This window comes from Mycetocola sp. (assembly GCF_046716805.1).
Lineage (GTDB): Bacteria > Actinomycetota > Actinomycetes > Actinomycetales > Microbacteriaceae > Mycetocola_A.
The window spans coordinates 1-13,226 of record NZ_JBKJWH010000154.1 but is presented as its reverse complement, the minus strand read 5'-3'; the positions used below and the strand labels follow the sequence as shown (position 1 = coordinate 13,226).

Below are 13,226 nucleotides of genomic sequence, written 5' to 3'. Positions count from 1 at the left end.
TGCCCAACCGCAAGCCCCTCCCCATTGTCAGGAACTTCGGATCGAAGCCGGTAACGTAGTGGATTGTGCGCCGCTCAGCCGGCGCCACGCACAGACAGGATAATTCGAGTGATCGTACACAGGTTGACCGTCGATGGCCGGGACTACTTCCTCCCCCACCCCGTCACTGAGCTGCGCTCCAAGATACTTGCTGCGATTCAGGCCGGCGGTGGCTATGTGAACATCCCGCCCCTGCGTGGAGGCCCGGGCATCGACATCCTTTTCTCCCCTGGGATGCCAGTGGTCTGGAGCCAGATCGACGTCGGCGGCGAGAACAACGGCGCAGAGGCGAGCACCACGGTCAACGCGGCACTGGAGGACGAGGCGTTCGGCCTGTAACGCCCGCCCCGAGAGCCCTCACACGTCTCAGGTGAGCGCGCGGGAAAGCAACGTGTCGACGTCGTTGACAGGCATCGGGCGACCGAACAGGTAGCCCTGCGCCCGATCGCACCGCATGTCGCGAACCCGTTCGAGCTGTTCCTCCGTCTCCACGCCCTCAGCCACGACGCGAACTCCGCGCTCCTGCAACAGGGCAACGGCAAGCTCGATCAGCGCTCCCCCAACGAATTGCTCCTGGATGAGCGACCGGTCGATCTTGAGTTCGGTAATGGGAAGATCCTGGAGCTGGTTGAGCGACGAATAGCCCGTGCCGAAATCGTCGAGCGAGATCCCCAGGCCGAACGATTTGAGCCGCGCCAGCCGGTTCGCCACGTCGCTCAGGTCGGCGATGAGCTGGGATTCGGTGATCTCGATGGTGAGAGTTCCCTCAGGCAGCGCGAACGAGTCCAGCAGGTCGTGCAGCTGTGCGAAGACGCCGGGCTTGGCGAGCTGAACCGCTGAGACGTTCACGGAGACGTCGAGACGGAAACCCTGATCCCGCCAGCGAGCGGCGTGACGGCACCCCTCCCGCAGCATGAGGGCGCCGATCTCGTGGATGGCGCCGGTGTCTTCCGCTTCGGGAATGAAGACCAGCGGCGAAATCAGCCCCCGAGTCGGATGCTGCCACCGCGACAGCGCCTCAACCGCGGCGATCCGGCCGGTCCCGACGTCGACCTGCGGCTGGAACCAGGCCTGGATCTCCGCCCGATCGACGGCGCCGCGCAGTTCACTCGCGATGCTCACGTGAACCTGCCCTTTCGGAGCATCCGTTGCGGCACTGCAGGGCACGATGGGCGACGTCGGCAGCGGAACATAGGTTCATGCTTGTTCGGAACGGGTCGGAAATCTACCCGACCGCGACGGCCGCGTTTGTGCGTATAATCGGGCCGGCGCATGCGGGCCGCCTTTGTACACGATTTGGCGGCGGATGGGAACCCCCCGGGGTAAATTGGGGACTCCGGTACGCTCGGCTACGATTTTGGTTGTTTTACCGAGGATCAGAATCCGGCTGCCTCTCCACTTCACCGTCTCGATCAGGAGTGCCATGCCCACCGACCAGCTCAGCCCGGTTCAGCAGCGCAACAACGTCACCGTCTCAGGCAACCCTGCCGGGCGGCCGATGGTTTTCGCCCATGGCTTCGGTTGCAGCCAGGAGATGTGGAGCGCTGTCGCCCCCTTTTTCGAACAGGACTACCGGGTGGTGCGGTACGACCAGGTCGGCGCCGGCGGCTCCGACGTCAGCGCCTACGATGCGGGCAAATACGATTCGCTCCACGGCTACGCCGAGGATCTGCTGGACATCCTCGACGACCTCGACCTGCACGACGCCGTCTTCGTCGGGCACTCGGTGAGCGCGATGATCGGTGTCCTCGCCGCCGTGCGGAAACCGGATCGATTCGGCGCGCTGATCCTCGTCGGCCCTTCGCCGCGGTACATCAACGCCGATGGCTACATCGGCGGTCATGAGCAGGAGGACATCGACTCGCTTCTCGACGCGCTCGATGCCAACTATCTCGGCTGGTCCGCGACGATCGCACCCATGATCGTGGGCCACAGCCAGACCCCGGCTCTCGGAGAGTCCCTCACCGAGAGCTTCTGCAGCATCGATCCGATGATCGCCGGGCATTTCGCTCGTGTGACGTTCCTCTCCGACAACCGCCGCGACCTGCGGGATGTCACGACGCCGACGTTGATCCTGCAGTGCCAGGAGGACATCATCGCACCGTTGCCCGTCGGCGAGTTCGTGCACAGTGAAATTCCCGGCAGCTCGCTCGTGGTCATGTCTGCCACCGGCCACTGCCCCAACCTCTCCGCGCCCGAGGAGTTACGGGACGAGATCCGTGCCTACCTCGGCTGACGCAGGCACGGAGCATCCGTCGTCTCAATCGAACTTCGAAGAACTCTTCCAGAATGCTCCGTGTGGTTATGTCGTCACGTCGGCCGAGTGGGTGATCAGCGCCGCCAATGCCACTTTCGCGACGATGACCGGGCGTCCGGCTGGCGAGCTGATCGGCCGTTCGCTGGTCGAGTTGCTGACCACAGGGAGCCGACTGTTCCATGAGACGCGTCACGTTCCGGTGCTCCTGCTGCAGGGTCGAGCGGATGAAGTCGCCCTCTCCATCCAGCTTGCCGACGGCACGACGCTTCCCACCCTGGTGAACTCTGTCGTGATCCCGGGCGACGACGGCGAACCCGCCGAGATCCGGATGGCGGTGTTCGACTCGACGGGCCGTCGCGACTACGAACGCGACCTGCTGGCCGCTCGGCGAGCCGCTGAGTCGTCTGAGTCACGAGTTCGCGTGCTTCAGCAGGCGTCGAGCGCGTTCACCCTCGCCGACACCGAAGAGCTGCTCACCGAGGCACTCGTGGCTACCGTTCGGGATGCCTTCACCGCGACACACGCGTCCGTTCTGCTCCTGGACGCACAGGGCAACCTCCAGCTCATCGCCGGCACGAACCCGCTGGAGGAGCTGGTGACGCTCGGCGCCGCGACTCCCGGAACGGAGGCCATCCGGCTCGGACGAACCGCCACGATCTCGAACCCCGACGAGGCCGATGAACTCGTTCCCGGCCTGGGTGAGATTCTGCGCTCGGCTCGACTCGAGGCCGCCATCGCCACGCCGTTGCTGGACAAAGGGGTCCCGACCGGTGTCGTTGTCTGTCACTTCGGACGGCAGCGTCCGTTCGACGACGGCTCGATCGAACTCTTCGAGACGCTGGCGAGGCAGTCCTCCCACGTGCTCGCCCGCATCCGGCTGCAGGACCAGCTGGCGGAGCTCGCTCTGCACGACCAGCTCACGGGCCTCGCCAACCGCAAACTGCTCGAGGAACGCCTCGACCAGACTCTTGCGGCAGTGATTCGTAAGCAGCGCGCCGTCGCGATTCTTTTCCTCGACCTGGACGGCTTCAAGGTCGTCAATGACGAGTGCGGGCACGCCGTCGGTGATTCGGTGCTCCAGCAGGTTTCGGAACGGCTGCGCGACGTCGTTCGGGCGGCCGACACCATCGGTCGTTACGGCGGAGACGAGTTCGTCATCATCTGCGACGACACCGACGAGGCCGCCGCCACAGCCATTGCCGATCGCATCCGTGTCGCCGTCCGCGAGCCGCTGACCGGGGTTCCGGAGTCGTGTCCCATCTCTGCGAGCGTCGGCATCGCCCTGCTCGGGCCGACGACGAACCCGGCGATCTCGTCGGACAACGTTCTTCAATTGGCGGATGCCGCGATGTACACCTCGAAGAACGCGGGCAAGGATCGCGTCACGACCGTCTCGGTGTAGCTTCTCCTCCGCACCCAGCATTTTCGACGCCCGGGGACGCGATGACGGTTCATCGCCGACGATAGAATTGATGCTGGCCGCCCATATCTTGTGCGGCATGAAACCGAATTGTGGAGGTCTACCCAATGGGAACGCTCACTTACGACTCAAAAGTGACCGCGAGCATTGACGATCGCATCCTCGCTCATCTGCAGGTCGTCATGCTGGCGAAGCTGCGCCGGGGAGAGCCGTTCGCCTTCACCTGGAACGAGAACGCCAACGGCCTGGGTCGCACAACGATCTGGATCCACAACGCCATCTCCCTCACCTTCCAGTACTACGGGGGTAAGGTGCCGCCGATCAACTCGCGCTGGATCCAGGCGCTCGTGCGGTCATCGAACTCGGTGAGCGGGCTGGAGATCCTCCCCGAACCGCCCGCTGCGCCACTCGCACCCGATTCGCCGCTCTAGCTCGGCTCGGGATAAGGAAAAACCCCGTGCTGGTCGCCTGACGCGGGGCGTGCTCGGATCAGTCGCGGTTGTCCTCAGGGTTATTGACGTCGTCCGCGTCGGTGGGGATCACGGGCAGCGGGGTCGTCGGATGCGGCATCGGAGGCGTGAGCACTGATGCGACATCGCTCTCCGTCGAGTACGCCAGGAACCCGAGGTGGGCTTCGTATCGGTCGAGCACGTCGTCGATGATCTGCTGTTTCGTGAGGCCCATCAGGTCGTAGCCGCCCGATCCGGTCTGCGTGTACACCTCGAGCCGGTAATAGACGTCCGTCTCACGCGACATCCGGCCGGTGAACATCGGCACCGGCGCCTCGACGAGTGCGACCTGGTAGTGGAAGGGCCGGAACGAGTCCAGCGACACCCGCAGCACCGGTTCTTCGATGCCGGTCGGGCCGGCGAATGAGCTCCGCTCACCCTCGTAGCCCTGGTTCCGGAACTCGGCTGCGACGTCGTCGAGCGCCGGCCGCACCGTGCGGTCGAGGAACTGCGCGACCTGTCGGCGCGACGGGAATGCGCGCATCCGTTCGAGCCGCTGCTTCCAGGACCGCTCGGGCACGTGACCGCCGGTGGGCGCAACCGAACGTCGCCGAAGCACCAGACCCTCCCGCTCGGCCCGCTCCATGCGCAACACCTTGTAGAAGGAGATCATGACCAGGTAGGCGATGATCGTCACCGGGAGCCCGAAGATCAGGGTCGCGTACTCCATCGTGGTCACGCCGCCCGCCAGCAGCATCGCGATGGTGAGCAGCGCGGTGAGCAGTGCCCAGAAGATCCGCAACCACTTGGGCCCATCGTGCGACGGGTCCGGGATCGACGCCGAGAAGTTCGACATCACCATCGCGCCAGAGTTCGCGCTTGTGAGGTAGAACAGCAGCCCGGAGAGCGTCGCCAGTCCTACAAGGAACATCGGGAGCGGGAACATCTGAAGCAGGGCGTACCAGCCCTGCTCGGGGCTCTCGACGGCTAGATCGGCGAATGCGGTGTTGCCCTGCAGCACTTCGTGCAGAGCGGAGTTGCCGAAGAACGAGACGATGATGAAATCGCACAGCACCGGTGCGGTGATTGCAGCGATCACGAACTCGCGGAGCGTGCGCCCGCGCGAGATCCGGGCGAGGAACACACCGACGAAGGGGCCCCACGCCAGCCAGAAGGCCCAGAAGCACAGGGTCCACCCGCCCATCCACTCGGCGCCGTCCGGCTCGTAGGCGAAGGTCTGCAGGGTGCGTTCAGGGAAGGTGACGATGAACCGGCCGATGTTCTCGACGAGGGCGTTGAGCAGGAACCCGGTCTGGCCGGTGACGAGGATGTACACCATCATCGCCGCCGCGCTCCACAGGTTCAGCTCCGAAATCCAGCGGATGCCGCGGTCGACGCCCGAGGTAGTGGCCGCGATGGTCAGGACTGCGGCGACGACGACGAGGGCGATCTGCAGCCCGATGCCCTGCTCCAGCCCGAACAGTAGCGAGAAGCCGACGTTCAGAAGGACCACGCCGATACCCATCGACGTCGCAACACCGAAGACGGTGCCGACGAGGGCGATGATGCTGATGCCGTCGCCGAGCGGGCCCTTCACGCGCTTGCCGAGCAGCGGGTAGAGGGCGGCCCGGATCGACAACGGCATCCCCCAGCGGTAGGCGAAATACCCCAGAGCCATGCCGAGGAGCGCGTACATCGCCCAGCCGGCGATGCCGTAGTGGAACATCGTCCAGACGACGGCATCCTGCCTCGCCGCCGCCGTTCCGCCCTCGCCGGAGGGCGGGTTGAGGTACTGCACGACGGGGCCGGTGACCGAGTAGAACAGCATGTCGATTCCGACACCGGCGGCGAAGAGCATCGACACCCAGGTGAAGAGCTTGTATTGCGGCCGCGAATGGTCGGGGCCGAGGCGCACGCTGCCCTCTTTGGAGAAGGCTACCCAAATTACGAAACCGATCACGAGGGTCATCGTGAGCACGTAGTACCAGCCGAGGTTGGTCGCGATCCAGTTGACGACCGCAAGCATGGTCGAGCGGGCGCCGTCCGGCATGAGCATTGTCCAGACGGAGAAGGCGAGGACGATCACCGATGAGATCACGAGCACGGTCCAGTTGATCCGGGTCGTGTTGGTCTCGAGGAGTTCCGTCGGACCCTTGCTGAGGTCGCTGCGCGACACCGGCGCATCACCCTCGATGGGTCGCTCCTGCTTGCGTTCCGAACCGCCGAATCGGCTGCGCTCGAGTGGCGGGATCGGCTTCGGCACAGACGAGTTCTTGGGCGCGGATGCGTCGCGCTCGTCATTGGTTTGCTCAGTTGACATCGGTACACCTCTTCCTCGCAAAGCGCGCTGCCCTGCCTAGGGATATGGCGCCAGGGCATGGATCAACGCGGGAGAGAAATGGCGATGCGGAGATGCCCCGGCATGCGATCTGCGGCACCATGCCGCCGTCGTAGATCGTGGGCTCAAAGTCCAATTCTAATCGCGGGCGGGCGGTACGCCGACCACCTCGTCCGAACATCCCACCGACGACGCGCTCGAGGTGCCACGGGGCGTGCGGCGCGTGCGTCAGCGAACTAGACGCGTGCCGGCTGCGACTCCTGCACAACCCGGGGCAGCTCGGTCACCGGGATGAGCACGATGTCCTCGACTTTCCAGTCGAGCGCCACGCATCCCTCCCGCGCTTCCTCGAGGTCCGCGAGGCTCACCTTGCGCCGGGAGCGCGGCACAATGAAGGATTCGATGTGGAAGACGTGACCCTGATCGCGAGCGCGTGAACCGGCATCCGCAACCCAATCAAGGGAACGCAGGTACTCGTCGACCTGGTGCACGATCGGGTGAGGCTTCGCGTCGTCGAAGGTCATGGCGCGGGTGTCCATCAGATCTTCGACGGCGGCCCGCATGTTCTTCAGACCGTCCCAGAGGATGCTGCCCGCGATGAACAGCGCGGCGGACGCATCCAGCCACCACAGGCCGAGACCGATGCCGCCGACTCCGACCATGGAGCCGACGGCGGTCATCCAGTCGGCTTTGTTCATGTCGGCATCTGCGTACAGCACTTTGTCGTGCAGTTCGCGCGCCAGCCTCATCTTGGCCCGGCCGATGAACACCGGGGGCAGGGCGATGAGCGCCATCACGCCCATCATCAGCCAGCCCAGCCAGAACACCTGGCCGAAAAGCTCGACTGAGCCGATGCTCGGGTGTTCCGCGGCGATCAGCCCCGATGCCGAGTCGATGAGGAGGAAGGTGCCCATCGTCACGAGGGCCACAGCGGCGACGAGGTGGCCGACGCCAACCGAACGGTGGTAGCCGTACGGATGCTTCGCGTTGGGTTTCTTCCGCGCGATCCGGAGCGCGGCGAGGAACACGATCGCCGGGATGAAGGAGAGGAGGTCCTCGATCCAGGCGGCCTTCATCGCCTGCGAGTTGCCCATCACGAGGAAGACCAGGGAGACGGTGACGGCGAGGAATCCGATGGTGATCCACTCCAGCCGGACCGCTTTCTTCAGGGTCTCCTGCTGCTGTGGGGGGAGTTCGGTCTCGCCGAATCCGGCGCCGTCGCCCGCACGGTTGCCGTTCACGGTGCGCCGTCCTGGTTGAGCAGGAACCGCTCCAGTTCGAGCAGGAACGCGTTCTCCCCCATCGCGGTAGCCATGACGTGTTTCTCCATTCCCTTACTCGTGGTCACTTCGGTGAACGGTTTGGTGATGGCGCCTTTGTTGACCCACGGCGTCTTGTCGGTGAGACCGCCGACCACCATGTCGAGCGCCCCCTCGTGCAACTGGGTGAACAGCTGCTCCTCCCCGCCCTCGACCCAGGCCACCTCGGCGTCGATCGACTCGGCGAACCCCTCCACCAGGGTCACGTCGATGCCGGATGCCTCACCGCCGTCGCTGATGTCGGTCCACTCGCCGTTCGGTAAAATACCGACCCGGAGGGTTCCGCCGCTGACCCGATCGAGGGTTCCCTCCGGGTCGGCCGGGATACTCGACGCACAACCCGAGAGGCTGACCGCCAGCAGCAGCGCGGCGAAACGGAGTCGGATCGGGCGATTCATAGCCACACGATAGCGCCGAACTGGCGATTCAGGGCTCGATTTGCGGGCCGTCGCCTCCTCTGCTTGGATGCCGCTCCGCGCTGGCGCGGGGGTGCTCAGACCGGGGCGCTGCGACCCGATGGGCGCTCGCGCGGGTGCTTCTGCGTCGCGCTGGTGTTTCCGCACCCGCGCCAGCCCGATTGGTCCGCGCGACATCCGCCCGCCACGCCAGCCCGCGCGACCCGCGACATCCGCCCGCCTCCACCCAACACCGTTCGCCGACCCCCATCGCCCGTTGACGGCGGATACGACGTTCGCGCTGGTCTTTCTGCGTCGCGCTGGTGTTTCCGCACCCGCGCCGGCCCAATTGGTCCGCGCGACATCCGCCCGCCAGCCCGCGCGACCCGCGACATCCGCCCGCCCGCCACGCCAGCCCGCGCGACGCGCGACACCCGCCAGCCACGCCAGCCCGCGCGACCCGCGACACCCGCCCGCCCGCGACGCGGCGGCCCGCCCGACGCAGCGCATCCTAGCGGGCGCCGGAGCAGCAAAGGGGGCGGGTGGCAAGGCCTTGACCGGGCCTTCGCCGCCGCAGGATGGTTGAACAATGGCACTTTCCCAGACCCTGATCGACCAGAGCACCTTCCCCAACCCTTCGTTTGCGGCTCGCGGTCCGCTGAGCACCCGTCTTCTCGAGCTGCTGAGCGCTGCGCCCGACGGCGATCCGGACCTGCTGACGCGCGCCGGCGAGGCGCTCGAGCGGTCGACGGAGATCGTGCACGACGACGACATCCAGCTCACCTTGTTCGTGCTGTACGGCCTGCACTACGGCTCAGTGATCGAGACGGATGACGCGTGGGAGTGGCATCCGTCGCTCATCGCGCTGCGCCGCCACCTCGAGTCGGCATTCGAAGCGGAACTGCGCCGCGTCGTGCCCGTGCCCGAGCTGCCTGAGCCGACGAGCGCCGCTGTCGCCGCCGCCCTGTTCGCACTCACCGGCGAGGACTCCGGGCCGAGCCTGTCACGCTACGTGGCCGCGAAAGCGACCCGTGAGCAGCTCGCCGAATTCCTGGTGCACCGGTCCATCTACACGCTCAAGGAGGCGGACCCGCATTCCTGGGCGATTCCGCGGCTGTCCGGGCGGGCGAAGGCTGCGATGGTCGAGATCCAGTCGGACGAGTACGGCGGCGGGCGACCCGAGCGGATGCATGCAGCCATCTTCGCGGGCACGATGCGGGGGCTCGGCCTCGACGACCGCTATGGAAGGTACGTCGACCACGTTCCGGCGGTGACCCTCGCCTCCCTCAACATGATGTCGATGTTCGGGCTCAACCGGCGCTTGCGCGGGGCGATCGCCGGGCACCTGGCGGCGTTCGAGATGACGTCGTCGATCCCCAACGGCCTTTATGCGCGCGGGTTCCGCCGCAACGGTTTCGGCGAGGACGTGACCTGGTACTTCGACGAGCACGTCGAAGCGGATGCCGTCAACGAACAGATTGCGGGACGGGATCTCGCCGGGTCGCTCGCCGAGGACGAACCGGCGCTCCTCCCCGACATTCTGTTCGGGGCGGCAGCGTGCCTGACCGTCGACGGCTGGGCCGGAGCGCACATCCTCGATGCGTGGACCGCGGGGCGGTCCGCGCTGCGCGTACCGCTGGCATCCGCATCTGCTGATGCCGGGACGTCCTCGCCTGGGAGTGCCGGAGCATCCGGACAGGGGTTGTGACCGTGGAGGCAGACATGAGTGACCTCAACCGGGCGGCGCCGCAGATCGTCGCGTGCCCGAACGGCCCCCTGCTCGTGCGCGGGGAACTCGACCTGGTGACCCCCGAGGGCGACCCGATCGAGCGCAAGCGCAGAACCATTGCGCTGTGCCGCTGCGGAGTGTCAGCGATCAAACCGTTCTGCGACGGAACGCACAAGGCGATCGGGTTCACCACCGACGCGTGAGCAGCGCACGGTTTGCAGGAGATCGTACGGTTCGCAGGACCGATCCTCGAAAACGGTCCTGCAAATCGTGTGATCTCCTGAATCGGCGTCGGCGCTCCGGATGCCGGTCGGCACGGGACAAGGCCCGCCCTCTACGCTGGAGCGTGTGACTTCGACCCGACCGGCATCCCGCGCACCCCTGGGAGCAGCCGGGCTCGTGCTCGCCGGACTGTTCTGCCAGGAACTCGGGGCGTCGTTCGCCGTGCTGCTCTTTCCGACGGTCGGCGCGCTGGGAATGGTGACGCTGCGCCTGGTCTTCTCGGCGATCGTTCTGTTGCTGGTCTGCCGGCCGACGTTTCGCGGATACTCCGGACGGGACTGGCTCATTGTCACGGTCTTCGGGCTCGCCCTCGCCGCCATGAACGTGCTCTTCTACGAGGCGCTCGCCCGCCTGCCGCTCGGCCCAGCGGTGACGATCGAGGTGCTCGGTCCGCTGCTGCTCTCGGTGATCGTGAGCCGGCGCGCCGCGAGTTGGCTCTGGGCGGTACTCGCGTTCGTCGGCGTCGCCCTGCTCAGCAGGGGCGGGCTCGAAGAACTCGACCCGGTCGGTGTCGCATTCGCCGCCGGGGCGGGCGTGATGTGGGCGGCCTACATTCTCATGTCGGCGCGCACCGGGTCGACCTTCCCGAAGCTCGACGGACTCGCCATCGCCATGGCCATCGGAGCGGTCGTCACCCTCCCGTTCGGTCTGGGAACGGCCGGACCTGCGTTCTTCTCCCCGGCTGTGCTGCTGCTCGGCCTCGCTGTGGCGATGCTGTCGTCCGCGATCCCGTACGCTCTCGAGCTTCTCGCGCTGCGCCGGCTCGCGCCCGCCTCGTTCTCGATCCTGATGAGCCTCGCACCGGCGATCGCCGCCGTCGCGGGTGCCCTCGTGCTGGGCCAGGAACTCACCCTCGTGAGCGGCGTCGCCATCCTGCTCGTCGTCGCGGCGAGCGCCGGGGCCGTACGGTCGGCATCCCTCCACCGGAAAAAGCAGGCGGGACTCGCGGAGCCTGTCCTCTGAGAACGGATGCCGCTTCGCACGTTGTGCAGGAGATCGCACGCTTTGCAGGACGAAACTAGCGAAAGCATCCTGATAATCGTGCGATCTCCTGCCGGTCAGGCCGTCGGCACGGAGGCGCGAGTGTCCGCACTCCGCGCACCCGCACCCTCTGCACCCACCACGGCACCGGGCCGCAGGTCGAGCCGCCGCAACAGCTGAGCGTTCAGCGCCACGATGATCGTCGACAGCGACATCAGCAGTGCACCCACCGCCATCGGCAGCACGAAGCCGACCGGGGCAAGCACTCCGGCGGCGAGCGGCACCGACAGCAGGTTGTAGCCGGCCGCCCACCACAGGTTCTGCTTCATCTTGCGGTAGCTGGCCCGCGACAGTTCGATCACCGACAGCACCGAGCGCGGGTCGTCGCTGGCGAGGATGACGCCCGCCGACGCGATGGCGACATCGGTTCCGGCGCCGATCGCGAGCCCGACATCGGCCTGTGCCAGCGCTGGAGCATCGTTCACCCCGTCGCCGACCATCGCGACCCGTCGGCCCTCCGACTGCAGCAGCGCGACACGTGCGGACTTGTCCTCGGGGCGGACGCCCGCGAACACGCGGTCGATGCCGATGGCATCCGCCACCGACTGCGCCACCGGCAGCGCGTCGCCCGTGATCATCACGACCTGGATGCCGCGGGCATGCAGCGCGCGCACCGCGTCGAACGATTCCGGCCGCACCTCATCGGCGAGGGACAGCGCACCGGCGACCCGTCCGTCGACCAGAACGTGCAGGACCGTCGAACCGGAGCCGTCCCAGGCCGAAGCGGCGGGCAGCGGCGACAAGCCGTGCCTCTCGAGAAGGTAGGGACCACCCACCGCGACGGATGCTCCGCCCACCGTGGCGGAGACCCCCTCGGCCGGCGACGACCGGAAGTCGGTCGCGGGCGAGAGCTCCAGCGACGTGGCGGCGCGCACGATCGCCCGCGCCAGGGGATGCTCACTGTCCGATTCGGCAGCGGCGGCGAGCGCGAGCACCCGCTCGGTGGTCCAGCCGTCGGCGGGCAGCACCGCGGACACGACGGGCTCGCCGCGGGTCAGCGTGCCGGTCTTGTCGAACAGCACGGTGTCGACGGTGCGCATGCTCTCGAGCGCGAGCCGGTCCTTCACCAGCACACCGCCGCGGGCAGCGCGTTCGGTCGCGATCGAGACGACCAGTGGGATGGCGAGTCCGAGCGCGTGCGGGCAGGCGATGACGAGAACGGTAATCGTCCGGATGACGGCGTCGTCCGGCATCCCGAGCAGCGTCCAGACGACGGCGGTGACCGCCGCGACACCGAGGGCGAACCAGAACAGCCAGCCGGCGGCGGTGTCGGCGAGCCGTTGCGCCCGTGAGGACGAGTTCTGCGCGTCTGCCACCAGACGACGGATGCCGGCGAGCGCCGTCTGCTCCCCCACCGCTGTCACCCGAATGCGCAGCCCGCTGTCGGTGGCGACGGTACCGGCAATGACAGGGTCGCCGGGTTCACGGCGGACGGGCATCGACTCGCCGGTGACCATGGCCTCGTCGATGTCAGCACTGCCCTCGGCGATCTGCCCGTCGGCGGGGATCCGCCCGCCTGGGCGCACGATGACCAGGTCGCCGACCTCGAGGGCGGACGGCGGCACGGACACCACGGTGTCTCCCTCGACGCGTTCGGCTTCGTCCGGGATGAGGGCCGCGAGCGAGTCGAGCGCCGATGAGGTCTGCGCGAGCGACTTCATCTCGATCCAGTGCCCGAGCAGCATGATCACGATGAGCAGCGCGAGCTCCCACCAGAAGGCGAGGTCGAGCCCGAAGCCGAGAATCGGCTTGAGACTCGTGGCCCACGACGCGACGAAGGCCACCGTGATGGCCATAGCGATGAGGGTCATCATGCCGGGCTGACGGGACTTGATTTCGCGCACGGCACCCTGCAAGAAGGGCAGGCCGCCGTAGAAGAAGATGACCGTGCCGAGCACGGGTGCGATCCAGATGGAACCGGGAAACTCGGGCAGGTGGTAGCCGAGCAGGTGAGCGA

At 66.9% G+C, this 13,226-nt stretch carries 12 protein-coding genes; 7 read left to right on the top strand and 5 right to left on the bottom strand.

The genetic code is table 11. The features are described 5' to 3' along the window. Positions 1-108 precede the first annotated feature (108 nt). A complete protein-coding gene (locus ACLQ62_RS12585) occupies positions 109-378 on the top strand; it encodes a hypothetical protein (protein ID WP_411721981.1) in 270 nt (89 codons plus the stop codon). A 27-nt stretch (positions 379-405) separates the two neighbouring features. Here the strand turns inward: ACLQ62_RS12585 and ACLQ62_RS12580 are convergent, their stop codons facing one another. After that, complete coding sequence (locus tag ACLQ62_RS12580; protein WP_411721980.1) at positions 406-1,161, bottom strand: EAL domain-containing protein; 756 nt, start codon at positions 1,159-1,161, stop codon at positions 406-408. A 301-nt stretch (positions 1,162-1,462) separates the two neighbouring features. On the opposite strand from ACLQ62_RS12580, the gene ACLQ62_RS12575 reads away from it, so the two are divergent. The 3 genes from ACLQ62_RS12575 to ACLQ62_RS12565 all read left to right on the top strand — a co-directional run bounded on the left by ACLQ62_RS12575 (position 1,463) and on the right by ACLQ62_RS12565 (position 4,147). Further along, positions 1,463-2,275 carry an alpha/beta fold hydrolase gene (locus ACLQ62_RS12575; protein ID WP_411721979.1) on the top strand — a complete coding sequence of 271 codons (813 nt, stop codon included), beginning with the start codon at positions 1,463-1,465 and terminating at the stop codon, positions 2,273-2,275. Next, on the top strand, positions 2,259-3,698 hold the full coding sequence (locus ACLQ62_RS12570) for a diguanylate cyclase (RefSeq protein WP_411721978.1): 1,440 nt from the start codon (positions 2,259-2,261) through the stop codon (positions 3,696-3,698). The genes ACLQ62_RS12575 and ACLQ62_RS12570 overlap by 17 nt, the downstream gene beginning before the upstream one ends. A 152-nt stretch (positions 3,699-3,850) precedes the next feature. After that, positions 3,851-4,147, top strand: coding sequence for an ATP-dependent DNA ligase (locus ACLQ62_RS12565; RefSeq protein WP_411721977.1), 297 nt, complete (start codon positions 3,851-3,853; stop codon positions 4,145-4,147). Positions 4,148-4,205: 58 nt separating this feature from the next. Here ACLQ62_RS12565 and betT read toward each other — a convergent pair whose 3' ends face one another. The 3 genes from betT to ACLQ62_RS12550 form a co-directional block, all read right to left on the bottom strand. Beyond that, complete coding sequence (betT, locus tag ACLQ62_RS12560; protein ID WP_411721976.1) at positions 4,206-6,485, bottom strand: choline BCCT transporter BetT; 2,280 nt, start codon at positions 6,483-6,485, stop codon at positions 4,206-4,208. Positions 6,486-6,739: 254 nt separating this feature from the next. Then, positions 6,740-7,744 carry a cation diffusion facilitator family transporter gene (locus ACLQ62_RS12555; protein WP_411721975.1) on the bottom strand — a complete coding sequence of 335 codons (1,005 nt, stop codon included), beginning with the start codon at positions 7,742-7,744 and terminating at the stop codon, positions 6,740-6,742. Then, positions 7,741-8,220 (bottom strand): transporter substrate-binding domain-containing protein, encoded by a 480-nt coding sequence (locus ACLQ62_RS12550; protein ID WP_411721974.1) that lies wholly within the window; start codon positions 8,218-8,220, stop codon positions 7,741-7,743. Before ACLQ62_RS12550 ends, ACLQ62_RS12555 begins: the two co-directional genes overlap by 4 nt. A 586-nt stretch (positions 8,221-8,806) precedes the next feature. Between ACLQ62_RS12550 and ACLQ62_RS12545 the strand changes: the two genes are divergently transcribed. The 3 genes from ACLQ62_RS12545 to ACLQ62_RS12535 all read left to right on the top strand — a co-directional run bounded on the left by ACLQ62_RS12545 (position 8,807) and on the right by ACLQ62_RS12535 (position 11,191). Next, on the top strand, positions 8,807-9,925 hold the full coding sequence (locus tag ACLQ62_RS12545; RefSeq protein ID WP_411721973.1) for an iron-containing redox enzyme family protein: 1,119 nt from the start codon (positions 8,807-8,809) through the stop codon (positions 9,923-9,925). Positions 9,926-9,939: 14 nt separating this feature from the next. After that, a complete protein-coding gene (locus ACLQ62_RS12540; RefSeq protein ID WP_411721972.1) occupies positions 9,940-10,149 on the top strand; it encodes a CDGSH iron-sulfur domain-containing protein in 210 nt (69 codons plus the stop codon). 145 nt (positions 10,150-10,294) lie between these two features. Beyond that, positions 10,295-11,191 (top strand): EamA family transporter, encoded by an 897-nt coding sequence (locus ACLQ62_RS12535; RefSeq protein ID WP_411721971.1) that lies wholly within the window; start codon positions 10,295-10,297, stop codon positions 11,189-11,191. Between the two features lie 95 nt (positions 11,192-11,286). On the opposite strand, the gene ACLQ62_RS12530 is transcribed toward ACLQ62_RS12535, so the two are convergent. Beyond that, positions 11,287-13,226 (bottom strand): heavy metal translocating P-type ATPase (locus ACLQ62_RS12530; protein WP_411721970.1); only part of this gene is annotated, 1,940 nt, incomplete at its 5' end.

What these genes read in the sequence shown, in the direction of transcription:
- ACLQ62_RS12575 (WP_411721979.1), top strand. Translation starts at nt 1,463, where the DNA reads ATGCCCACCGACCAGCTCAGCCCGGTTCAGCAGCGCAACAACGTCACC.
- betT (WP_411721976.1), bottom strand. Translation starts at nt 6,485, where the DNA reads ATGTCAACTGAGCAAACCAATGACGAGCGCGACGCATCCGCGCCCAAG.
- ACLQ62_RS12550 (WP_411721974.1), bottom strand. Translation starts at nt 8,220, where the DNA reads ATGAATCGCCCGATCCGACTCCGTTTCGCCGCGCTGCTGCTGGCGGTC.
- ACLQ62_RS12545 (WP_411721973.1), top strand. Translation starts at nt 8,807, where the DNA reads ATGGCACTTTCCCAGACCCTGATCGACCAGAGCACCTTCCCCAACCCT.
- ACLQ62_RS12540 (WP_411721972.1), top strand. Translation starts at nt 9,940, where the DNA reads ATGAGTGACCTCAACCGGGCGGCGCCGCAGATCGTCGCGTGCCCGAAC.